Source organism: Pseudomonas sp. R4-35-07, from assembly GCF_003852235.1.
In the GTDB taxonomy this organism is placed as follows: Bacteria; Pseudomonadota; Gammaproteobacteria; order Pseudomonadales; family Pseudomonadaceae; genus Aquipseudomonas.
The window spans coordinates 2,084,149-2,105,761 of record NZ_CP027732.1 but is presented as its reverse complement, the minus strand read 5'-3'; the positions used below and the strand labels follow the sequence as shown (position 1 = coordinate 2,105,761).

Sequence of the window (21,613 nt, the reverse complement as noted above, 5' to 3'; positions counted from 1 at the left end):
CATCACGAGCAATAACGGCTGGAAGAGAACGAGCGTCCAGCCGTAAGTGCCCAACCTTAACAATGCAATGACGTTTTGATTGAAGGGATATTCCTGACTATCTGTAGGATTTTTCCTCCACAAAAAAGCTTAGCCGACGTTGCTCGACGGGGTTGCGCACAGGCAGGTCAGTCGGTGGTACTTGGGCTCCAGAACGCCTGCACCACCAGGCTGGAGGTGGAAATACGCGCCACCAACGCATCCAGCTCGTCACCGTCGACCGACGTCGCGGCCAGGGTGGCCTCGATTTCAACTTCTTCGCTGCCGAACGGCCTTACGTCGACATCACTGGCCGGGTAGTTGCATCGCGCCAGCTCGGCTTCCAGCAGCACCATGACCGCCTGTTGCTGGCTGCGCCGCGCGATGACATAGAGGATGTTGGTGACCTCGGCCGACACCACGTCCAGAGGCTGGCGGTTGATGTTGTTGACGATCGGCCGCAGCAACGTATTGGCGGCCAGTACGAACAGCGTCCCCAGCAACGCCTCGAGGATCAGGTCGACCCCCGCACAGGCTCCCACTGCGGCCGACGCCCAGAGGGTGGCGGCTGTGTTGAGCCCGCGCACATTGCCCTCTTCACGCATGATCACCCCGGCCCCCAGGAAGCCGATGCCCGACACCACATACGCGACCACGCGCACCGCGCCTTCCGCACCGCCCAGGCGATTGGCCATGTCGACAAAGATCGCTGCGCCGACCGCCACCAGCACATTGGTGCGCAAGCCTGCGGTGCGTTGGCGGTACTGGCGCTCGAAGCCGATCAAGCCGCCGAGGAGGAACGCCGCCGTGAGGCTGACAACGGTATCCACCAGAGAGTCGAGGTTGATGTTATTGATTGCCTGCATAAAAAAATCTCCATGACTGCTGCGGCAACTACTGCCAGCCAAACTTGCGAATGTAGTAGCCCTTCACCGCCTGGGTCAGCGCCATGTACGCCAGCAAGATCACGGGCAGGAATACGAAGTACAGCGACGGCAGCGCCTGCAATTTGAAGTAATGCGCCAGTGGCCCCATCGGCAGGAAGATCCCGACCGCCATGATCACGCCCGTCATCACCATCAACGGCATCGCCGCACGGCTTTGCAGGAACGGGATTTTCGGGGTGCGGATCATGTGCACGATCAACGTCTGGGTGAGCAGCCCCACCACGAACCAGCCCGACTGGAACAGGGTCTGGTGGTCCGGGGTGTTGGCATCGAACACGTACCACATGAGTGCGAACGTCGTGATGTCAAAGATCGAGCTGATCGGCCCGAAGAACAGCATGAAGCGGCCTACATCTCCCGGCTGCCAGCGTTGCGGCTTGGCGAGCATCTCCTCGTCGACGTTGTCGAACGGAATCGCGATCTGCGAGATGTCATACAGCAGGTTCTGCACCAGCAGGTGCATCGGCAGCATTGGCAGAAACGGGATAAACGCGCTCGCCACCAGCACCGAGAACACGTTGCCGAAGTTGGAGCTGGCGGTCATCTTGATGTACTTGAGCATGTTGGCGAAGGTGCGGCGGCCTTCCAGCACGCCCTCCTCCAGGATCATCAGGCTCTTTTCCAGCAGGATGATGTCAGCGGCTTCCTTGGCGATGTCTACTGCGCTGTCCACCGAAATGCCGATATCCGCCGTACGCAGTGCCGGTGCATCGTTGATGCCGTCCCCCATGAACCCGACCACATGCCCATTGGCCTTGAGCAGGCGCACGATGCGCTCCTTGTGGCTGGGCGTGAGCTTGGCGAACACATTGGTGGTTTCCACGGCCTGGGCGAGCTCGGCGTCGGTCATGTCCTCGATGTCGTTGCCCATCAGCAGCCCTTGCTGCTCCAGGCCGACTTCACGGCAGATTTTTGCGGTGACCCGTTCGTTGTCGCCCGTCAGCACTTTGACCGCTACGCCATGGGCCTTCAGGGCCTTGAGCGCAGGCGCGGTGCTTTCCTTGGGTGGGTCGAGGAAGGCCACATAGCCGATCAGCGTCAGGTTGTTTTCATCCGCCAGGCTGTAGGTGTCGCGACCTGGCGCCATCGGTTGCGCGGCCACGGCCACCACGCGCAGGCCCTCATCATTGAACGCTGCGGTCACCTGGCGAATGCGTGCCAACAGCTCGTCCGTCAACGCCTCGTTGACCTCGCCGTGGCGCACGGTGCTGCACACCGCCAAAATCTCCTCCACCGCGCCTTTGCAGATCAGCAGATGCGGCTGGTCCTGCTCCGCCACCACTACCGACATGCGACGCCGATTGAAGTCGAATGGAATCTCATCGACCTTCTGGAACGCGGTACCGACCTTTAAGTCACGATGGATTTCGACGTGCTCAAGCACGGCCACATCCAGCAGGTTTTTCAGGCCGGTCTGGTAGTAGCTGTTGAGGTAGGCCATTTCCAGTACATCCTCGGATTCCTGGCCCCACACATCCACATGTCGCGCCAGGAAAATCCTGTCCTGGGTCAGCGTGCCGGTCTTGTCGGTGCACAACACATCCATGGCGCCGAAATTCTGGATCGCGTCGAGGCGCTTGACGATGACCTTCTTGCGCGACAGGAACACCGCGCCCTTGGCCAACGTCGAGGTGACGATCATCGGCAGCATTTCCGGGGTAAGGCCCACGGCAATCGACAATGCGAACAGCAAGGCTTCGGTCCAGTCACCCTTGGTGAACCCGTTGATGAACAACACCAGCGGGGCCATCACGAACATGAAACGGATCAGCAGCCAGCTGACCTTGTTGACCCCCTGCTGGAACGAGGTGGTGGCACGGTCGGTCGCTGTGACGCGTTGCGCCAGGGCGCCGAAGTAAGTGTGATTGCCCGTGGCGAGAATCACCGCCGTGGCGGCGCCGGACACCACGTTGGTGCCCATGAACAGGATGTTTTCCAAGTCCAGCGGGTTGCGAACCTGGGCATCCTGTTGCTGGACGAACTTCTCCACCGGCATCGATTCACCGGTCATCGCCGCCTGACTGACAAACAGGTCCTTGGCACTGAGTACGCGGCAATCAGCAGGAATCATGTCGCCGGCCGACAACACGATCAGATCGCCCGGTACCAGTTGCTTGATCGGCAGTTCGAGGCGCTTGGCCGCATCCCGGCGCATCACTGTGGCCGTGTTGCTGACCATGGCCTTCAAGGCGTCGGCAGCCTTGTTCGACTTGGCCTCCTGCCAGAAACGCAACAGGGTCGACAGCACCACCATGGAGAAAATCACCAAAGCGGCCTTCATGTCGTCGGTCAGCCAGGAGATCACCGCCAGCAACGTCAGCAGCAGGTTGAACGGGTTTTTATAGCAGTGCCACACGTGCACCCACCAAGGCAGCGGCTGCTCGTGCTCGACTTCATTGAGCCCGTATTGCCCGCGCAACGCGTCGGCCTCTTGGGCGTTCAAACCCTCGGCGTGGCTGCCCAGCATGCCCAGCAACTGCACGGCACTGCCGTTGGCTGCGGCCACCAGGGTTTGCGCAAGGCTAGGCGGTACTTCGCGGCTGACACTGGCGTCGGTCACGGTCTCCAGCATCGTCAGGCGCCGAAAATGCCGGGCGATATGCCGGGTCCGCAGAAAACCGGCGAAGAACTCTTTGAGCAGCGTGAGGTTCATGGTGTTACTCCTGCGCGATGAAAAACCCTCGTGCAGGTACCGCCCATCCGCACCGCGCCTGCCGAACAGGCGCAGCCGAACCTGGCCCGCCCACCGTAAAAGGCAGGCGTGTCCGTAGCCTCCCGAGGCAACTCGGGTGCTGGTCAGCGTCGATGAGAGGGATCAGGCAGGCGCCAGGAATGGCTGCTGCCGGGAAGCCGCTTCTCGCTTTTCTGGCGAGATAACGGCATCGAAAAAATGCGCGTTACCTTGCCAAGTATGTGCCGGTTACTGAAACCGGCCGACTACTGTCACTCGAACAAGTACCCACTGAGGGTCTCCGCTATTGATGAAAACGCGCGAAGCTTACGCCGCGATTTATGCAGAGTAAACCGTAGGAAAGTTTCCACATGATGAATAAGAAATTTCTTCAGGATGGGTTCAGGAACCCCTTTCTCGACCACACCAATGAGCAATGTGGGAGGGGGCTTGCTCCCGATGGCAGTGTGTCAGCTACTAATTCATGCCTGACACTCTGCATTCGCAGGCAAGCCCACAACATGGGCTCGGTGTAAGTTCCAGGCTAAGGAGCACCGGGACGATCGCGCTCGACCAAGGCCAGATAGGCATCAATACCCTTTTCGGCAATCGGCTTGACCTGAATCAGCACCCTATTCACCTGCCGCCCCATTGCAATTCCCTCTCGAATGCGCACCGTCACATACCCCAGCCTGGGCCAAAAACGCTCGGCCTTGGTATTGCCAACCACAACCGTCAACCGCAGCCAGTGGGCACCCTTCCCCACCGCCCATGCCTGGAGGTCCGCGTGCAGCCGCTGCGCCAGCCCACTGCTATGCCAACGTGTATGCACCATCAACAATCCGATATGCCACACTCCGACGGCAAGCAAATCTGCGGCAATATTCACCACGGCGACCAATTGGTTTTGCGCGTCGCGGTAACCCAGCCAGTACATACGGCTGCAATGCCAGCCTGCGAGCAATTGGCCGTTTAGCTCTTCCCGAGCCTCAATCGGGGTAGCGGGTTCGCCGTTAACCGCCTTGAAGTAATCCGGCGCTTGTTCAAAAAAATCTTGCAGCTCAGCCTCGTCACAACCAAGTAGCTCAACCACCCGAATGCCTTCGAGGGTGCACCTGGGCAACACATGTGGATCAACGTCCATATTCAATCCTTTCAATCCTTTCAATCATCCCGCGTCAGCACTTCCAGCAATTCAATCTCGAAACGCAGGTTGCTGTTTGGCTTGATATGCGCACCCATCGAGCGTTCGCCATAGGCCAGGTGCGCCGGTACATACAACGTGCGTATACCGCCAACCTGCATGCCCATCAATCCCTGGTCCCAACCCTTGATCACGCGACCTGTACCAATCACGCACTGAAACGGTTTGCCCCGCTCCCAAGACGAATCGAACACCGTGCCGTCTTCCAGGGTGCCGGTGTATTGAGTGGTGATCAGCGCGCCCTTGACCACGGTTTTGCCTGCGCCCACGCGGGTGTCGGTGATCTGCAATTCGTCGTTGCTCATGGGGTTCTCATTGAATGCGTGAAAGGCTGCGGTTTTCCCAGAACCGGGTGGGTTTGGCAAGTGTCATGAACACGCGATCCAAATGTGGGAGGGGGCTTGCTCCCGATAGCGGTGCATCAGTCACTCCATCATTGACTGACACCCTGCTATCGGGGGCAAGCCCCCTCCCACATTTCGATCTGCATGCCTCCCGCAATCGGCATTTATAACCAATGCCAGAACCGGCTCCAAAACCCCCGCCCCAATTCATCCTTGCACCCGGCATATTGCCGCGCATACATCTGCGAACGGGCCTGCACCTTGCTCGCCACCGGCAGTAGCCAGGCTTTGCTGGCATAGGTGCGCTGACGATAACCACCCCAGCCTTCGTGGTAGTTCAGGTATTGGCCGTAGGCGTCGTACTTGTAGACGCCATTGATGGTGTAGGTCTTGTCCATGTACCAACCGATAAAGTCGATGGCGTCGTCGAAATCCTCGCGATCGGCGCCGCTGCGGCCGGTGCTTTTGCGGTAGTCATTCCACACTTCGTCCTTGGCCTGAGCATAGCCGGAAGCGGTGGACACGCGCCCCCAGGGGATGATCCACAACAGGTATTTACGCGGCGTCTTGGCGTCGTAGCGAAAGCCCGACTCCTGATACATGATCGCGAAGGGCACCTGGATCGGCACACCCCAGCGTTTTTGCGTGACCTTGGCCGCGTCGTACCAGTCATCCTTTTCGCGAAAGATGCCGCAGATATCATTGGCCGTGCGTGGCGGCGAGGTGCCGCACGCCGCCAGCAGGGAAGAGAGTAGTAACAGTCCGACGGTTTTGCTTGCGCTCAAAGGGCACCCTTGCGTGAAACGCGTAAAATCCCGGCATTTTACGCACTCATACAGGCGGCGTCCTTACTGCAAACCATATCAAGCCAATGGCACGCGATGGGGCCCATATGCACTACCCTGCCTGGTCCATTCGCACTCCCACTCAGTCAACTTCTCTGCACTATCCTGAACCGGGGATGTCGTAAAACCCATGCGTCCACACCTTGGAGAACCTATGACACAGGATGTTCTTGCCAAAGAAACCAACCGCCGCCAACTGCAGCAAATCATCTCCGGGTTGTCCGACGGCGTGATCCTGGCCGAGGTCGACCAGACCATTCTCTGGGCCAACGAAGCCGCATTGACCATGCACGGCGTCACCGACGTCATGGGGCTGGGCGCCAACGGGCAGGAATACGCCGAGCGCTTCACCTTGCGTTATCGCAATTACCACCCGTTGCAGTTGGATAACTACCCCCTGGCCCGCGCGGCGGCGGGTGATGAGTTCAGCGACGTGATCGTGGAGGTCATTCCTACGGCCGATGAAGAAAAGACCTGGGTTCACCGCCTGCGCAGCCTGGTGATTACCGACTCGCACGGCGAGCCGGAACTGTTGGTGCTGATCCTCAGTGACGCCACCGAATGGGCGAGCGCCGAGCAGCGTTTCGAGAAAACCTTCAACGCCAACCCCGCGCCCGCCGTGATCTGCCGCCTCAGCGACCTGCGCTACATCAAGGTCAATCAGGGCTTCCTGGAGATGACCGGCTACAACCGCGACCAGGTCATCGGTAAATCCGTGTATGAACTGGACGTGCTCGAACAGGCCGAACGCAAGGACTTGGCCATTGAGCGGCTGGGGCAAGGCTCGACCATTCCACAGATGCAGGCAGAGCTGCGACTGCCCGAAGGCGGCAGCAAGCTGGTGATTGTCGCCGGCCAGCCCCTGGACATGAACGAAGAGGACTGCATGCTGTTTTCGTTCATGGACCTGGAGCCGCGACGCAAAGCGGAAATTGCCCTGCGCCAGAGTGAAGAACGCTTCGCCAAGTCCTTCCGCCTGACGCCCGTGCCAACCCTGGTGTGCAACGCCGCCAATCGCCAGGTGGTGGATATCAACGAAGCGTTCATGAGTATCACCGGCTATATCAGTGAAGAACTGATCGGCAAATCCATCGAAGACATCGACTTCATCGACAGCCCCCAGGCCGGCGCCCAGTTGTTCGCGACCCTGGAGAAAGCCGGAAACCTGGAAGGTCATGACCTCAAGGTGCGCAAGAAAGGCGATGAAGTGATCGACTGCGTGGTGTCTGCCGACACCGTGATCATCCAGGACATGCCGTGCTACCTGCTGGTATTCATGAACATCACCGAACGTAAACGCTCGGAGCTGGAACTGGTGGCGGCCATCGAGGAAGTCATGCAGGACGCGTCCTGGTTCAGCCAGACCCTGATCGAAAAACTCGCCAATGCCAAAAGCGTCAACAGCCCTAACCTGCCGAACGTTTCCTTCACCGACCTCACCGCCCGTGAGCGCGACGTGTTGGGGTTGATCTGCGAGGGCCTGGCCGACAAGGAGATCGCCTCGCGCCTGAAGCTGGCACCCAACACCGTGCGCAACCACGTGGCGACGGTGTACTCCAAGCTGGGCGTGCACAGCCGCAGTACGGCCATCGTCTGGGCCCGCGAACGCGGGCTGTTTGCCGGTGAAGTACGGATAAAGAACAAGCGTTAAGAGTGCAAATGCACTAGTGCAGCTAGTGCTAATTCGCCTTATGAGGCAGCAGGCTAATCAATAACCTTTAAGGCATCGTCTCTGTGCCTTGAAGGAACCTGCATGTTTACCCTCTCTCAACTGCGAAATTGCATCGAAGAAGGCTTGTCGCCGCTGACCTGCGAATTCACCCTGTGCCGGGACGCATCCTTGACCCTCAAGGTATTCGACGCCGAAACCGGACGGGTCGACCTGGTGGTCACCGGGATCAGCACCAAACGGCTGCAGACCCCGGAGGAAGTGGCGAAAATGGTGGATGAATTGCGCTATGAGCTGCAAAGCAACAACGTCGGCAAGCTCACGCTGGATGACTTGCCTTCATCTTCGCCCCAATGAAATAGAACACCCCGCCGCCGACAATAAACATTCCGAGCATATAAAACATGTAATGCGCCGGCAGGCTGGCCAGCACCATCCCGCATAAAACCGGCCCCAAGGCGGCGCCGAGATTGGACAGGTTCTGCGCGCCGTAATACATGCCGCGCAGGGCGGCAGGCGCAATTCGGTCGATAAACATGTACTCGGCCGGGAACACGATGATTTCCCCCAAGGTAAACACCGCCATCGCGACCACCCACCAGACCACGCTGGTGGCCAACGCAAAGCCAATCAGCCCCAGCATGAACATGCCTAAACCCGCGATCAGCCATTGACTCAGGTAACGGTGCGAGATGCGCCGGCCAATCAGGTACTGCAAGGCAATCACCAGCACGGCGTTGGTGGTGAGCACGGCGCTGATTACAGTGTAGGTATATTCGGCAGTGGTGGTAGTCACCAGGTATTGCGATAGGTAGGCCGTAAATTGGCCGAATACCACCGCACTGAGCAGGCCACCGAGGGTGAAGCACACCAAGCGGCGATCCCTGAGCAGCACCCGGCCTACGGCGAGGAACGGCACCGGTTTTTGCGTGGCGTCGACGGAGGTCAATGTGCGGTCGCCCAAACGCCAGTACAGCAGGAAAAATCCCACGCCCAACAGCGCCGACAGTATAAACGGCAGGCTGATATCCAGCGTCGCCACCATCGCGCCAAAAAACGGCCCCACCGCGTAGCCGATATTGGTCAATGTATATTTGATCGAGAACACTTCGCTGCGCCCATCCTCGGGCAGCAAGCTGGCGAAGCCGGCCTTGATCGCGATATCGATGACCGCATAGGCCAGGTTGATCAGGATCAGGCAGCTGTAGAACGCCCAGATATCCTGCGCCACAACCGTACCGATAAAACCCAGCACAAACACCAGGCTCAAACCGAGCAGCAAACGGTAACTGTTGACGCGATCGACAAGGAACCCGCCATAGACGCTGAGCAACGAGCCGACAATCAGCGAACTGCCGATCACCAGGCCGACCTGGCTGATGTCGAGGGCAAAGTGGCGGGTGAGGTAGATCACCAGGTACGGAAAGGTGATCGCCTTGGCCAACGTCAGCAGCAACGTGGCGGACAGCAACAGATTCACCGTGCGGGGGTAGTTTTTGATGGTGGCAAGCATCCTGCTCTCTTTTCTTTGAAGATAACGCGACCATTGCGGTCGGTTACCTTAACGCAAGAAAGGTGAAACGAGCAGGTGGTGCGGCAGGATTATTTCTTGACCGGTGTGATCTCAAGAATGGTGCCGTTGGTGGTCTTGAGCAGCACATATTTATCGCCGACCCGCGCCCACTGGCTCTCTTCCTCGGGCTGCTTGAGGCCACGTTTTTTCCAGTCGCTGAGGGCCGACTCCTTACGCATGAGGATATCCGGGGCGCGGTCACCTTCCTTCAAATCACGGGTATTGATGTTGGAAGGCTGCACGGTCTCCTGGGGCGTATCGCCGGCCTGCACCACAAAACTGGCGGTAGACAGGCCTGCCACAACGAGAACACAGGCAACGAGGGATCTGGACTTCATGGGTGCTCCTTCAATTTTGAGTGCGTACCCAGGTTCCGACCGCAGGGGCGTGAAAACATTCAGGTCAAAACCTCATCCGGTGCTCGCCACTAAGAATCTCCACACCCATTGCCCCCATGAAATTAATCCTGTAATTTTTCATGAAATTATTCGAATTAAATTTCATGACACCTCAAGATGAACTCGCCACCCTCGCCGCCCTGATCCACGACCTGCGCAAGCACAAGAAACTCACCCTGGCGCAATTGGCGCACAAGATCCAACGTTCGGTGGGTTTCCTGTCCCAAGTGGAACGTGGCTTGTCGCGCCCGACCGTGGCCGACCTGACCGCCATCAGCCACGCCCTCGACGTGCCTACCACTTACTTCTACAGCCTGCTTAAACCCAAGGCGGTGGACTGGGTCACGCGGCCCAACGAGCGGCGCACGCTGTATTACGCCAATGGCATCACCGACATCCTCGTCTCGCCGAGCATGAACGGTGCGTTTTCGATGCTCGACAGCCTGTTGGCACCCGGCGCCAACAGTGGTGAGCAGGCCATGAGCGACCGTGCCGAACAGGCCGGCTTTGTGCTGGAGGGTGAGTTGACGCTGTGGGTTGAAGGCGAGGCCGATGCGGTCACCCTTGGCCCTGGCGACAGCTTTCATCTGGCCAGTTTCGCCCACTGCCGCTATGCCAACCTGACTGACCTGCCCGCCCGCGTGCTGTGGGTTTACAACTAGGAGCTGCACCCGTGAAAAGCCCATCTGCAACCTTGCTGGCCGAAGTACGGACCTTCCGCCAGAACCATCCCGAGGTGCGCTACGTCGACCTGATCGCCCTGGACATTCCGGGGCATTTCTACGGCAAGCGCTACCCGGTGGAGATGCTTGAAAAAGTCGCCGCCGGCAGCCCGTTGAAGCTGCCGCAGAACGCCGTGTTGCTGGGGGCACAAGGCGGGCTGTTCAAGATCGGCGACTACTGCTTCAACGACGGTGACCCGGACGCCAATCGGCGCCTGGTGCCGGGTACGCTGAAGCCGGTGAGCTGGGAGTCGCAGCCGCTGGGGCAGATGCTGATCACTTCCGACGGCACCGAAGCGCCCATCGAATTCGAACCCCGCGAAGTGTTGGCCAAGGTGCTGGAGCGCCTGCATCACAAGGGCATTCACCCGGTGGTGGCGTTTGAGCTGGAGTTCTACCTGTTCGACAAAAAGCTCGACAACGGCCTGCCGCAATTCGCCCGCGACCCGCTGAGCGACGAGGCCGATGACCAGCCCACCCTGCATATAGAGCGGCTGTCACGCTTCAGCGACGTGTTGGACGACATGGCACAAACCTCCAAGGCCCAGGGCATCGATATCACGGTGATCACCGCCGAGATCGGCCCGGGCCAATTCGAAATCAATTTTGGCCATTGCGATGACGGCCTGCGCGCCGCCGACTGGGCCGCCCTGTTCTGCCGCAGCACGCGTGGCGTGGCGCTCAAACATGGTTACCGCGCCAGCTTCATGGCCAAGCCTTACCTGCAGTTTCCCGGCAGCGGCATGCATGTGCATGTCAGCCTGTATGACGGCGCGGGCAATAACGTGCTGGCGGCGCACCAGCAGCAACCGCTGCGCCACGCCGTGGCCGGTTGCCTGGCGTTGCTGCCCCACTGCATGCCGATCTTCTCGCCCAACCACAACGCGTTCCGCCGCCTCGGCGGTACGGTCAACGCCGCTACCCGCGCCAGCTGGGGCTTCGAAGACCGTGATGCGTGCGTGCGCATCCCCGAGTCCGACCCACGCAACCTGCGAATCGAGCATCGCCTGGCCAGCGCCGACGCCAACCCATACCTGGTGCTGGCGGCGATCCTCGCCGGTTTGGAGCATGGCCTTGAAACCAGGCAGGAGCCCATCGCGCCGCTGAACGAAGACCGCAGCAGTGGCACCGACTTCCCCGTGGACATGCTCGACGCCGTGCGCGCCATGCAACATCAGTCGGTGGTGCGCGACAAGCTGGGCGCGGAATTCGTCGATGTGTATTGCGAGAACAAACGCCAGGATCATCTGGCGTTCCAGCAGGAGATTTCTGCGCGGGAATATCGCTGGTTTCTTTAAAAAAAGGCCCCGCCCCAAGTTAAGCCCCTGCCCAAATCCAATGTGGGAGGGGGCTTGCTCCCGATAGCGGTGGGTCAGCTTCGAATTTGCTGACTGATACACCGCCATCGGGAGCAAGCCCCCTCCCACAGTGTTGATTCGGTTTCGTCAGTCAGCTTCACCCAGCAACAGTTTCTGCTCGCGCGCGCACAACTCCACCACGTAATCCCACAACACCCGCAACCGCACCGACTTGTGCAACTCCCGACGCGAGCTGATCCAATAGCTGCGCTGGATGCTCTCCCCCGGCAACAACGGCACCAGGTCCGCATCGCCCGCTGCCATGAAACAGGGTAATACCGCAATGCCCAAGCCCGACCGCGCGGCCTGGTGTTGCGCAATCACGCTGGTGCTGTGGAAGACCACCTTGGGGTTGCGACAGAAGCTGCTGAGAAATTTCAGTTCCTGGCTGAACAGCAGATCATCGACATAATCGATCCATGAATGAGCCGCGAGGTCTTCGCGTTTTTCAATCGGCGGATGACGCTCCAGATAAGCGCGGCTGGCATACAGCGCCAGGCGGTAATCGGTGAGTTTGCGGGTGACCAACTGATCGACGCTGGGGCGTTCCAGATGAATGCTGATTTCCGCTTCGCGGTTGAGGATGCTGACAAAGCGCGGCACCGCGACCAATTCCACTTCCAAGCCGGGATACCGTTCAAACAGGCCACCCATGCGACTGGCGAGGAACATCACCCCCAGGCCCTCCGCCACCCCGAGACGAATCTTGCCCAGGGGCGCTGCAGAATGGGTAAGTTCGTCTTCCGCCAGCAGGGCCACGTTTTCCATGGCTTCGGCATGTTTGAGCAGGGCTTCGCCGGCCGGCGTCAGCTCATAACCCTGGGCGTGCTGCACGAACAGCACGGTGCCGAGGCTTTTTTCAATGGCCTCGATGTGCCGGGCCACCGTGGCGTGCGTGGTTTTCAAACGTTGCGCGGCGGTGAGCAAACGGCCGCTGCGCTGCAACTCGAGAAAAAACCGCAGGTCATTCCAGTCGAACATATCGCCTCCGTTGCGCACGCGTGGGCAGCGCTGTTTAAAAACGCACAGCAGCTGGGCAAAAACTAACATTTTTAAGACGAAAACTAACAACTAGGATGGAGCCAATAAGAAAAACAAGCGAGCCCCCCAATGCCCATTGCACCTGCTGAATACGATTACGTGATCGTCGGCGCTGGCCCCGCCGGCTGCTTGCTGGCCAATCGGCTGTCCGCCAACCCGGCCCATCGCGTGCTGCTGCTGGAGGCCGGTGGTCGCGACAACTACCCCTGGATCCATATTCCAGTCGGTTACCTGTTCTGCATCGGCAACCCGCGCACCGACTGGTGCTTCAAGACCGAAGCCCAGGCAGGCCTGCAAGGTCGTGCATTGAGTTACCCGCGCGGCAAAGTGCTGGGGGGCTGTTCGTCCATCAACGGCATGATCTACATGCGCGGCCAGGCCCAGGACTATGACGGCTGGGCGGCGCAAGGTAATCCAGGTTGGGCCTGGAACGACGTATTGCCACTGTTCAAGCACAGCGAAAACCATTTTGCCGGCGCCTCGCCATTCCACAGCGACGGCGGCGAGTGGCGTGTCGAGCAGCAGCGTCTGTCGTGGCCGATCCTGGATGCGTTTCGCGAGGCCGCAAAGCAAAGCGGCATCGCCAACATCAGCGATTTCAACCAGGGCGATAACGAAGGCTGCGGCTATTTCCAGGTCAATCAGAAGGCCGGGGTGCGCTGGAATGCGGCCAAGGCGTTTCTCAAACCGGTGCGCCAACGGCCCAACCTGACCGTGTTGACCGATGTTGAGGTCGATCGCGTGGTGCTGGAGAACGGTCGCGCTTCTCAGGTCGTCGGGCGCCAACACGGCCAACCACTGAGCTGGAAAGCGCGCCGGGAAATCGTACTGTGCGCCGGCGCCGTCGGCTCGCCGGGCATCCTGCAACGCTCGGGTATCGGCCCCGCCCATGTGCTCAAGCCGTTGGGCATCGACGTGGTTCATGAACTGCCGGGCGTGGGTGGCAACCTGCAGGACCACCTGCAACTGCGCCTGATCTACAAGCTGGAAAACGCCCGCACCCTGAACCAGATCGCCGGCACCCTCTGGGGCAAGATGGGCATGGGCCTGCGCTACCTGTACGACCGCAGCGGGCCGCTGTCGATGGCGCCCAGCCAGCTTGGCGCTTTTGCCCGCTCAGGGCCGGAGCAGACCTCGGCCAACCTTGAATACCATGTGCAGCCGCTGTCCCTGGAGCGTTTTGGCGAGCCGCTGCACGTGTTCCCGGCCTTTACCGCATCGGTCTGCGACCTGCGCCCGCACAGTCGCGGGCGCATCGACATACGCTCGGCCAACCCGGCGGACGCACCGCTGATCCGGCCCAACTACCTCAGCCATCCCGAAGACCTGCGCGTAGCCGCCGACGCCATTCGCCTGACACGGCGGATCGTGGCCGCCCCGGCCCTGAGCCAGTTCAAACCGGTTGAATATTTGCCCGGTGACGCCCTGCAAACCGAAGAACAACTGCACGAAGCGGCGGCGCGTATCGGCACGACGATCTTCCATCCGGTGGGTACTTGCCGCATGGGCAATGACCAGGACGCCGTGGTCGACGCGCAGTTGCGCGTGCATGGCGTGCCGGGCCTGCGCATCGCCGATGCCTCGATCATGCCGCGCATTACCTCCGGCAACACCTGCTCACCGACGCTGATGATCGCCGAGAAGGCCGCGCAACTGATCCTTTCACCGAATACAAGGAGCCTCGCCCCGCAGAGAGAAACGGTTCACGCAATCTGAATAGCGGCGCCGCACCTGGCGCCGACAGTGGAACAACAATAAATAATCACTGTGAGGGCTACCCGATGTCAGAACATGCTCAACCCCTGGGCTCGGCGATACATGCGAGCACCCGCAACGACTCGAAGAAAGTCATTTTCGCCTCGTCTCTCGGGACAGTGTTCGAATGGTATGACTTCTTCCTCTACGGCGCCCTCGCGGCGGTGATCAGCAAGCAGTTCTTTGCCGGGGTCAACGACACCACGGCGTTCATCTTCGCATTGATGGCGTTCGCCGCAGGCTTCGTGGTGCGCCCCTTCGGCGCGCTGGTATTCGGCCGCCTGGGCGACATGATCGGGCGCAAGTACACCTTCCTCGTCACGATCATCCTGATGGGCGTGGCAACCTTTTGCGTGGGACTGTTGCCGACCTATGCCAGCATCGGCATCGCTGCGCCGATCATTCTGATCGTGCTGCGCATGCTGCAAGGCCTGGCCCTGGGCGGTGAATACGGTGGCGCCGCCACCTATGTCGCCGAACATGCGCCCCTCGGCAAACGCGGCTTGCACACCAGCTGGATTCAATCCACCGCCACCCTCGGCCTCCTGCTGTCGTTGCTGGTGGTGCTGGCCTGCCGTTACTTCACCGGCGACCAGTTCGAGGTGTGGGGCTGGCGTATTCCGTTCCTGTTTTCCATCGTGCTACTGGGCATCTCCACCTGGATTCGCATGAGCCTGCACGAGTCGCCGGCGTTCCTGAAAATGAAAGAGGAAGGCAAGGCCAGCAAGGCGCCGATCCGCGAGTCGTTCGGTAAATGGGAAAACCTCAAGGTCGTATTGATCGCGCTGTTCAGCATCAACGGCGGGCAGGCGGTGACCTTCTATGCGGCGCAGTTTTATGTGCTGTTCTTCCTCACCCAGTTCCTGAAGATGGACCCGGCCCTGGCCAACATGCTGCTGATCATCAGTGTGGTGATTGGCGCGCCGTTCTTCATCCTGTTTGGCTGGCTGTCGGACAAGGTCGGGCGCAAGCCGGTGCTGATGCTCGGCCTGCTGCTGGCGACCGTGCTGTATTTCCCGATTTTCAAGGGCCTGGCGCACTACACCAACCCGGCGATGGACCAGGCCAGTCACCAGGCACCGATTACCGTGCTGGCCGACCCGGCCACTTGCACCTTCCAATTCGACCCAGTGGGCAAGGCGCGCTTTGACAGCCCGTGCGACAAGGTCAAGACCTTCCTGGTCAAGCAAGGCCTGCCGTACAGCAGCGTCGCGGCGCCGGCCGGCGCGCCGGTGCAAGTTAGCGTCGGTGACGTCCGTATCGATGGCTTCGATGAAGCGGCACTGCGCGGCGCGGTGACCCTGGCCGGTTACCCGAGCTCGGCGGACATGGCCCAGGTCAACAAGGTGATGGTGGTGGTGCTGATCGTGGCACTGATCCTGATCGCCGCCATGTGCTACGGCCCTCTGGCGGCGCTGATGGTGGAGCTGTTCCCGACACGCATCCGCTACACCTCGATGTCGCTGCCCTACCATATCGGTAACGGCTGGTTTGGCGGGTTCCTGCCGACCGTATCGTTTGCCTTGGTGGTGTACACCGGCGATATCTTCTATGGCTTGTGGTACCCGGTGGTGGTGACCGGGGTCAGCCTGGTGGTCGGCTTGTTCTGCCTCAAGGAAACCCGGCATGTGGATATCGATAACAACTGAATGAGCTTTAAGGGGCAAGCTGCAAGCGGCAAGTAAAAGCCACTCGGCTCTTTCTTGTAGCTTGTAGCTTGAAACTTTAAGCTGTACATCCATACAGATAATGGTTGCTCAAATCTCTCTGACTAAGCATCCTGCCAGGCATCAACCCGATCTGATGTGATGACCATGCAGCTGTACCTCTGTGAAAAACCCTCCCAGGCCAAGGACATCGCGGCCGTGCTCGGCGCCAGCCGCCGGGGCGATGGATGCTGGCTGGGCAACGGGGTCACAGTCACCTGGTGCATCGGCCACCTGTTGGAAACCGCCCCGCCTGACGCCTATGACGCTAAATACAAACGCTGGGTGCTCGCCGACCTGCCGATCGTCCCGCAAACGTGGAAAATGCAGGTCAAGCCCAAGACCGCCAGCCAGTTCAAGGTGGTCAAGCGCTTGCTGGGGGAAGCCCGGGAACTGGTGATCGCAACCGACGCCGACCGTGAGGGTGAAATGATCGCCCGTGAACTGGTAGAACATTGCCGTTATCGCGGGCCGATCCAGCGGTTGTGGTTGTCGGCACTGGACGAGGCCTCCATCCGCAAGGCCCTGGCCGCCCTCAAGCCCGGTGCGCAAACCTTCAGCCTGTATCACTCGGCCCTGGGCCGCTCCCGCGCCGACTGGCTGATCGGCATGAACATGAGCCGCTTGTTTACCTTGCTTGGGCGACAATCCGGCTATCAGGGCGTATTGCCGGTGGGCCGGGTGCAAACCCCCACCTTGCGCCTGGTGGTCGACCGTGACCGCAGCATCGCCGATTTCGTACCCGTGGCGTATTGGGCCATCGACGTGGACCTGCTCCACGAGCGCATGACCTTTACTGCCCAATGGCGCGCCGTCGACGATGCCTGCGATGACCAGGGCCGTTGCCTCAACCCGCAACTGGCCCGGGACGCCGCTGACGCCATGTCCCGCGCTGCCAGTGCGCGATTGGTTAAGCTGCGCACCGAGCGCATGCGTGAGGTCGCGCCCCTGCCCTTCGACCTCGGCACCCTGCAGGAAATCTGCTCCAAGAAGCTCGGCCTCGGCGCCCAGGAAACCCTGGATATCGCCCAATCCCTCTACGAAACCCACAAGGTCATCACCTACCCGCGCAGCGATTGCGGCTACCTGCCGTTGAGCCAGCACAGCGAAGCGCCGAAGATCCTCGCCGCACTCGGCCGCGCGGATGCAGCCGTGGCCGAGCTGATGGCCTACATGGACCCCAATCGTCGCTCACGCGCCTGGAACGACGCCAAGGTCAGCGCCCACCACGGCATTATTCCGACAGGGGCCGGCAAGGACGTTGGGCAACTCACCGGGAAGCACCGTGCGGTCTACACGCTGATTCGCGCGCGCTACCTGGCGCAATTCCTGCCCAACCATGAATACGACCGTACCCAGGCGGATTTCGATTGTGCCGGCCAGGCGTTGCGCGCGGTGGGCAAAGTCGTCATCGAATCGGGCTGGAAACGCGCGCTGCCCGAAGCCCTTGCTCCCGCCAAAGGCAGGGAAACGCCTGCGCCTCAAGCCTTGCCGATGCTGGTGCAAGGCCAGGACTGTGCAGTGGCCAAGGTCAATCTCAAGGACCTGTGGACCCAACCGCCCAAGCCCTTTACCGAAGGCGACCTGATCAAAGCGATGAAAAACGTCGCCAAGCTGGTCGAAGACCCGCTGCTCAAGCAGAAGCTCAAGGACACCACCGGCATCGGCACCGAAGCCACCCGCGCCGGGATCATCCAGGGCCTGCTGGACCGAGGCTACCTGGTGAAGAACGGCAAGGCGCTGTCGGCCACCGCAGCGGCTTTCAGCCTGATTGACGCGGTGCCTCGCGCCATCGCCGACCCCGGCACCACCGCCATCTGGGAGCAGGCGCTGGATATGGTGCAAAGCGGCGAAATGAGCCTGGAAGAGTTTGTCGCCAAACAAGCGGCGTGGATGAGCAAGCAGGTGGCTCGCTGTCATGGCATGCGCATGACCATCACCGGTCCCGCCAGCCCGGCAGGCAAAGGCGCCACACCGTGGAAAAACAAGCGCAAGAGCGCGCCACGCAAGATGACGGCCAGCCCCAAAAGGGCGAAAAAGCCGGTAAAAGCCGGATAAAACGCAAAAAAAACCGGCGAATGACGCTTTTCGACGGGTTTAACGCCGCTTTGGACCTTGCTGCAACGTGGCCCGTCTAGGATTCTGTAGGGGCAATCGCTGACTACTAACAACAACACCGGAGTGGCCGCCATGAAAACCGTCGCAGAATTACTCAAAGCCAAGGACCAGAAGAACCAGGACGTCCACACTATCCAGTGGGACCACACCGTATTCGAGGCGCTGGTGCGGATGTCCGAGAAAAACGTCGGGGCCTTGCCGGTGGTCAAGGATGGCGCCGTGGTCGGGATCATCAGCGAACGCGATTACGCACGTAAACTTATCCTCAAGGGTCTGTCGTCGGTGACTACCCGGGTGGATGATGTGATGAGTTCGCCGGTCATCACCGTAGATACCCACAAAACGGTTGAAGCGTGCATGAACATCATGACCGACAGTCACCTACGCCACCTGCCCGTGGTGGAAGACGGCAAACTGCTGGGGCTTTTGTCCATCGGTGACCTGGTCAAAGAGGCCATCGCCGAACAGGCTGACCTGATTAAACAATTGGAGCAGTACATCCGCGGCGAATAGGAGACTTCATGCTCGACACGCTGGAACATCAAGAGGACCACCTCGACACCTTGCATCGGGCGATGGCCGAAAAACGCTTTCTGGTGCTGACCGGTGCGGGGATCAGCACCTCATCGGGCATCCCCGACTACCGCGACAGCGAAGGGGTGCGCCGGGGCAAGGCGCCGATGATGTACCAGGAGTTCCTCGCCACCGCGCAAGCACGGCGCCGTTATTGGGCCAGGGCAATGCTGGGTTGGCCACGGGTGCGCCTGGCCCGGCCGAACAAGGCTCATCAGGCGCTGGCGACCTTGCAGCAACGGCAGGTCATCAGCGGCCTGATCACGCAAAACGTCGACACGCTGCACGATCAGGCCGGCAGCCATGATGTGATCGAGTTGCATGGCAGTTTGCACCGGGTGCTGTGCCTGGATTGCCAGCAGCGCAGCGAGCGCGATGTGGTCCAGCGGCAGATGGAAATCGACAACCCGCACTTTGCGCACGTCCATGCGGTGCAAGCGCCTGACGGTGACACCTTGCTCGACCCTACGCTTGAGGAGCACTTCCAGGTGCCACGCTGCCCCCATTGCGAAGGCCAACGACTGAAGCCGGACGTGGTGTTTTTTGGCGAGAACGTAGCTCCCGCTATCGCCGCCAGGGCCATGGCTGCCGTGCACGATGCCGAGGGGCTGCTGGTCGTGGGGTCATCGCTGATGGCTTACTCGGCGTTTCGCCTGTGCAAGGCGGCAGTGGAACAGGGTAAGCCGGTGATTGCGATCAACCTGGGCAAGACCCGTGGGGATGAGCTGCTGCAGGTGAAAATCGAAGCGTCGTGCGAGCAATTACTGCCCTTGCTGGCCAAACGACTGTAGGAGCGAGCTTGCTCGCGAAAAACTTACAGTCGCAATGTGCACCCAGGAAACACTAGTTACTCCTGAGACCAGCCGCCCCAAAAAATGACGCCCAAGTCACGATTTCCCGCATCTTCCCGCCCTCACAGCGATTTATGTAGTGTCTGAAAATAATCACTACATAATCGTTGACGTAAGCTTTTTGCCCTTGCATTATCGAGACGTCTCCCGGATCGGGAGTGTTGGTAACACGCGTTTTGAACAGGCTCGTCTGACCGCCGAGCTGTTTTCCGGATGTGCACTGCCCACAAGGCAGATTGATGAAGCTGACTGGCCCCGAAGGGGCTCGGTACAAGGAGCTTAAGCGCTGCTTGTCTTCGTTATGAAAGCATTGCGTAGCAGTTCATCAGCAAGACTACATGCATCAGGTTCAAGACCCTGCCCGTATTCGGCAGACCGTCACTGACGCCCGGTTTTCTGAGCCGGAGACAACTTGAAGTTTCAATGAATCAATTGATAGATCGCCAACTGGTCAAGGGGCTTACACATGAATCTGAACAACCAACCAACTATCGATGAATTGGCTGAGATGTTCGCAGCGCAGAAAGACACACTCGACGACCATATCCTGTGGATTGGCAAATCGGGCGAAGTTCAACTTGACTGCCTGGCGCCCCACACCGAAGAAGCCGAGTTCGACCGCAATCACCGCGAACTGGCGGCGCGCCTGAAGATGTACCGTCGTGGCCAGGGTTATGTCGGCAAGAAAGCCGCAGCCGATCGCAACTTTATCGAGCAGGTGTTCGACACACTTAACAATGCCTGGGCCTCTTTCAAAGACAGCTCGCAAGTTAAAGTGATCGACCGTTACTACTAAGTAGTACTTGATCTATTGTGGGAGCTGGCTTGCCAGCCCCCACTTTTGTTATGTGAACTTCAGAACGTCGGAAACCGCCCCTTCTTCGCTTCATCCTGAAAGATATCAAACAATACCTGCGCCGCCGCCGACAGTTCATGCCCTGGTTTGGTCAGTACCCCAATGGGCCGCTCGATCACCGGGCCGGTCAAGGTGATGCAATGGGCGCCCGCCTCCTCCATCTGCCGCGCGCACAACGCGGGCACAGCGCTGACGCCCAAGCCGCTGGCAACCATCTTGCCCACTGTGGCCAGTTGATGACTTTCCAGCGCAACCGGCAGTTTCATCTGCAAGGCACCCAGGTGCTCTTCGAGCATTACCCGTACGGTCGATGGGCGCTGAAGGGTAATGAAGGGGTGTTCCAACAGGCTTTTCCAGTCGATCTCGTTCAATTGCGCCAACGGCGAATCTCCCGGTACCACGGCAATGAATCGGTCCAGGTACAACGGCGTGAATGCCAATGACGAACCGTCGGACGGTTCGAACGCTACGCCCAATTCCACCTGGCGGTCGCGAACCATCTCCAGCACCTGCTCGTTGATCAGGTCATGCACCGTCACGTTCACCTGCGGGTAACGGGCGCGGAATATCTTCAGGATCGGCGGCAGCAGGTTACCGGCAAATGACGGCATTGCCGCCACCGTCACGCGCCCACGTTGCAAGGTGAAGCGTTGACGCAGTTCGTCCTCCGCGTTGTCCCAGTCAGCAATCAAACGGCGAGCCAGCGGGAGCAGCGATTCGCCCTCAGGCGTGAGCGCTACATTGCGCGTATTGCGACTGAACAGGCGTCCACCCAGCCCTTCCTCGAGGCCTTTGATAGTCAAGCTCAGCGCCGACTGGGACAGGTGCAGGCGCTCACAGGCAGCGGCAAAACTCAGGCTCTGGGCCACGGCCAGGAAGGCACGCATCTGTTTAACGGTCATAGGTTAGCTCCGAGCTGCAAGTTGAAAGCTGCAAGTGAAAGCGGCCACTGGCAATACTTGTA

The 21,613-nt window shown here is 59.9% G+C and carries 19 protein-coding genes; 10 read left to right on the top strand and 9 right to left on the bottom strand.

What is annotated here, in order from left to right:
- Nucleotides 1-167: 167 nt before the first annotated feature.
- The 5 genes from C4J89_RS09730 to C4J89_RS09710 all read right to left on the bottom strand — a co-directional run bounded on the left by C4J89_RS09730 (nt 168) and on the right by C4J89_RS09710 (nt 5,969).
- Nucleotides 168-884 (bottom strand): MgtC/SapB family protein, encoded by a 717-nt coding sequence (locus tag C4J89_RS09730; protein WP_124414345.1) that lies wholly within the window; start codon nt 882-884, stop codon nt 168-170.
- A 28-nt stretch (nt 885-912) separates the two neighbouring features.
- Nucleotides 913-3,618 (bottom strand): magnesium-translocating P-type ATPase, encoded by a 2,706-nt coding sequence (gene mgtA, locus C4J89_RS09725; RefSeq protein ID WP_124414344.1) that lies wholly within the window; start codon nt 3,616-3,618, stop codon nt 913-915.
- Between the two features lie 562 nt (nt 3,619-4,180).
- Nucleotides 4,181-4,780, bottom strand: a complete 600-nt coding sequence (locus C4J89_RS09720) for a GNAT family N-acetyltransferase (RefSeq protein WP_124416013.1) — start codon at nt 4,778-4,780, stop codon at nt 4,181-4,183.
- A 20-nt stretch (nt 4,781-4,800) separates the two neighbouring features.
- Nucleotides 4,801-5,145, bottom strand: a complete 345-nt coding sequence (locus C4J89_RS09715; RefSeq protein ID WP_124362144.1) for an FKBP-type peptidyl-prolyl cis-trans isomerase — start codon at nt 5,143-5,145, stop codon at nt 4,801-4,803.
- Nucleotides 5,146-5,348: 203 nt separating this feature from the next.
- Nucleotides 5,349-5,969 carry a hypothetical protein gene (locus tag C4J89_RS09710; protein ID WP_124414343.1) on the bottom strand — a complete coding sequence of 207 codons (621 nt, stop codon included), beginning with the start codon at nt 5,967-5,969 and terminating at the stop codon, nt 5,349-5,351.
- A 214-nt stretch (nt 5,970-6,183) separates the two neighbouring features.
- Here C4J89_RS09710 and C4J89_RS09705 point away from each other — a divergent pair, with 214 nt between their 5' ends.
- Together C4J89_RS09705 and C4J89_RS09700 are read left to right on the top strand one after the other, a co-directional pair.
- Nucleotides 6,184-7,680, top strand: coding sequence for a helix-turn-helix transcriptional regulator (locus C4J89_RS09705; RefSeq protein ID WP_124362142.1), 1,497 nt, complete (start codon nt 6,184-6,186; stop codon nt 7,678-7,680).
- 102 nt (nt 7,681-7,782) lie between these two features.
- Nucleotides 7,783-8,055, top strand: coding sequence for a DUF1652 domain-containing protein (locus C4J89_RS09700; RefSeq protein ID WP_124414342.1), 273 nt, complete (start codon nt 7,783-7,785; stop codon nt 8,053-8,055).
- Here C4J89_RS09700 and C4J89_RS09695 read toward each other — a convergent pair.
- Together C4J89_RS09695 and C4J89_RS09690 are read right to left on the bottom strand one after the other, a co-directional pair.
- A complete protein-coding gene (locus C4J89_RS09695) occupies nt 8,018-9,211 on the bottom strand; it encodes an MFS transporter (RefSeq protein ID WP_124414341.1) in 1,194 nt (397 codons plus the stop codon). The genes C4J89_RS09700 and C4J89_RS09695 overlap by 38 nt on opposite strands.
- Before the next feature lie 89 nt (nt 9,212-9,300).
- Nucleotides 9,301-9,609 (bottom strand): RcnB family protein, encoded by a 309-nt coding sequence (locus C4J89_RS09690; protein ID WP_124414340.1) that lies wholly within the window; start codon nt 9,607-9,609, stop codon nt 9,301-9,303.
- A 164-nt stretch (nt 9,610-9,773) separates the two neighbouring features.
- Between C4J89_RS09690 and C4J89_RS09685 the strand changes: the two genes are divergently transcribed.
- Both C4J89_RS09685 and C4J89_RS09680 read left to right on the top strand, forming a co-directional pair.
- Entirely contained in the window at nt 9,774-10,331 is a 558-nt protein-coding gene (locus tag C4J89_RS09685) for a helix-turn-helix domain-containing protein (protein ID WP_124414339.1), read from the top strand.
- Between the two features lie 11 nt (nt 10,332-10,342).
- Nucleotides 10,343-11,689 carry a glutamine synthetase family protein gene (locus C4J89_RS09680; protein WP_124414338.1) on the top strand — a complete coding sequence of 449 codons (1,347 nt, stop codon included), beginning with the start codon at nt 10,343-10,345 and terminating at the stop codon, nt 11,687-11,689.
- Nucleotides 11,690-11,836: 147 nt separating this feature from the next.
- Here the strand turns inward: C4J89_RS09680 and C4J89_RS09675 are convergent, their stop codons facing one another.
- Nucleotides 11,837-12,730 (bottom strand): LysR family transcriptional regulator, encoded by an 894-nt coding sequence (locus C4J89_RS09675; RefSeq protein WP_124414337.1) that lies wholly within the window; start codon nt 12,728-12,730, stop codon nt 11,837-11,839.
- A gap of 129 nt (nt 12,731-12,859) precedes the next feature.
- On the opposite strand from C4J89_RS09675, the gene C4J89_RS09670 reads away from it, so the two are divergent.
- From C4J89_RS09670 to C4J89_RS09645, 6 genes are all read left to right on the top strand, one after another.
- Nucleotides 12,860-14,506, top strand: a complete 1,647-nt coding sequence (locus C4J89_RS09670) for a GMC family oxidoreductase (RefSeq protein ID WP_124362135.1) — start codon at nt 12,860-12,862, stop codon at nt 14,504-14,506.
- A 65-nt stretch (nt 14,507-14,571) separates the two neighbouring features.
- Nucleotides 14,572-16,194 (top strand): MFS transporter, encoded by a 1,623-nt coding sequence (locus tag C4J89_RS09665; protein WP_124414336.1) that lies wholly within the window; start codon nt 14,572-14,574, stop codon nt 16,192-16,194.
- 165 nt (nt 16,195-16,359) lie between these two features.
- Entirely contained in the window at nt 16,360-18,309 is a 1,950-nt protein-coding gene (locus C4J89_RS09660) for a DNA topoisomerase III (RefSeq protein ID WP_124416012.1), read from the top strand.
- A 132-nt stretch (nt 18,310-18,441) separates the two neighbouring features.
- Nucleotides 18,442-18,882 (top strand): CBS domain-containing protein, encoded by a 441-nt coding sequence (locus C4J89_RS09655; RefSeq protein ID WP_124409504.1) that lies wholly within the window; start codon nt 18,442-18,444, stop codon nt 18,880-18,882.
- An 8-nt stretch (nt 18,883-18,890) separates the two neighbouring features.
- Nucleotides 18,891-19,733, top strand: coding sequence for an NAD-dependent protein deacetylase (locus C4J89_RS09650; protein ID WP_124414335.1), 843 nt, complete (start codon nt 18,891-18,893; stop codon nt 19,731-19,733).
- Nucleotides 19,734-20,259: 526 nt separating this feature from the next.
- Entirely contained in the window at nt 20,260-20,589 is a 330-nt protein-coding gene (locus C4J89_RS09645) for a hypothetical protein (protein WP_057725643.1), read from the top strand.
- Between the two features lie 59 nt (nt 20,590-20,648).
- On the opposite strand, the gene C4J89_RS09640 is transcribed toward C4J89_RS09645, so the two are convergent.
- Complete coding sequence (locus tag C4J89_RS09640; protein WP_124414334.1) at nt 20,649-21,551, bottom strand: LysR family transcriptional regulator; 903 nt, start codon at nt 21,549-21,551, stop codon at nt 20,649-20,651.
- Nucleotides 21,552-21,613: the final 62 nt, after the last annotated feature.

What these genes read in the sequence shown, in the direction of transcription:
- C4J89_RS09685 (WP_124414339.1), top strand. Translation starts at nt 9,774, where the DNA reads ATGACACCTCAAGATGAACTCGCCACCCTCGCCGCCCTGATCCACGAC.
- C4J89_RS09665 (WP_124414336.1), top strand. Translation starts at nt 14,572, where the DNA reads ATGTCAGAACATGCTCAACCCCTGGGCTCGGCGATACATGCGAGCACC.
- C4J89_RS09705 (WP_124362142.1), top strand. Translation starts at nt 6,184, where the DNA reads ATGACACAGGATGTTCTTGCCAAAGAAACCAACCGCCGCCAACTGCAG.
- C4J89_RS09695 (WP_124414341.1), bottom strand. Translation starts at nt 9,211, where the DNA reads ATGCTTGCCACCATCAAAAACTACCCCCGCACGGTGAATCTGTTGCTG.
- C4J89_RS09670 (WP_124362135.1), top strand. Translation starts at nt 12,860, where the DNA reads ATGCCCATTGCACCTGCTGAATACGATTACGTGATCGTCGGCGCTGGC.
- C4J89_RS09655 (WP_124409504.1), top strand. Translation starts at nt 18,442, where the DNA reads ATGAAAACCGTCGCAGAATTACTCAAAGCCAAGGACCAGAAGAACCAG.
- C4J89_RS09730 (WP_124414345.1), bottom strand. Translation starts at nt 884, where the DNA reads ATGCAGGCAATCAATAACATCAACCTCGACTCTCTGGTGGATACCGTT.
- C4J89_RS09700 (WP_124414342.1), top strand. Translation starts at nt 7,783, where the DNA reads ATGTTTACCCTCTCTCAACTGCGAAATTGCATCGAAGAAGGCTTGTCG.
- C4J89_RS09645 (WP_057725643.1), top strand. Translation starts at nt 20,260, where the DNA reads ATGAATCTGAACAACCAACCAACTATCGATGAATTGGCTGAGATGTTC.
- mgtA (WP_124414344.1), bottom strand. Translation starts at nt 3,618, where the DNA reads ATGAACCTCACGCTGCTCAAAGAGTTCTTCGCCGGTTTTCTGCGGACC.
- C4J89_RS09650 (WP_124414335.1), top strand. Translation starts at nt 18,891, where the DNA reads ATGCTCGACACGCTGGAACATCAAGAGGACCACCTCGACACCTTGCAT.
- C4J89_RS09690 (WP_124414340.1), bottom strand. Translation starts at nt 9,609, where the DNA reads ATGAAGTCCAGATCCCTCGTTGCCTGTGTTCTCGTTGTGGCAGGCCTG.
- C4J89_RS09660 (WP_124416012.1), top strand. Translation starts at nt 16,360, where the DNA reads ATGCAGCTGTACCTCTGTGAAAAACCCTCCCAGGCCAAGGACATCGCG.
- C4J89_RS09675 (WP_124414337.1), bottom strand. Translation starts at nt 12,730, where the DNA reads ATGTTCGACTGGAATGACCTGCGGTTTTTTCTCGAGTTGCAGCGCAGC.
- C4J89_RS09720 (WP_124416013.1), bottom strand. Translation starts at nt 4,780, where the DNA reads ATGGACGTTGATCCACATGTGTTGCCCAGGTGCACCCTCGAAGGCATT.
- C4J89_RS09640 (WP_124414334.1), bottom strand. Translation starts at nt 21,551, where the DNA reads ATGACCGTTAAACAGATGCGTGCCTTCCTGGCCGTGGCCCAGAGCCTG.
- C4J89_RS09715 (WP_124362144.1), bottom strand. Translation starts at nt 5,145, where the DNA reads ATGAGCAACGACGAATTGCAGATCACCGACACCCGCGTGGGCGCAGGC.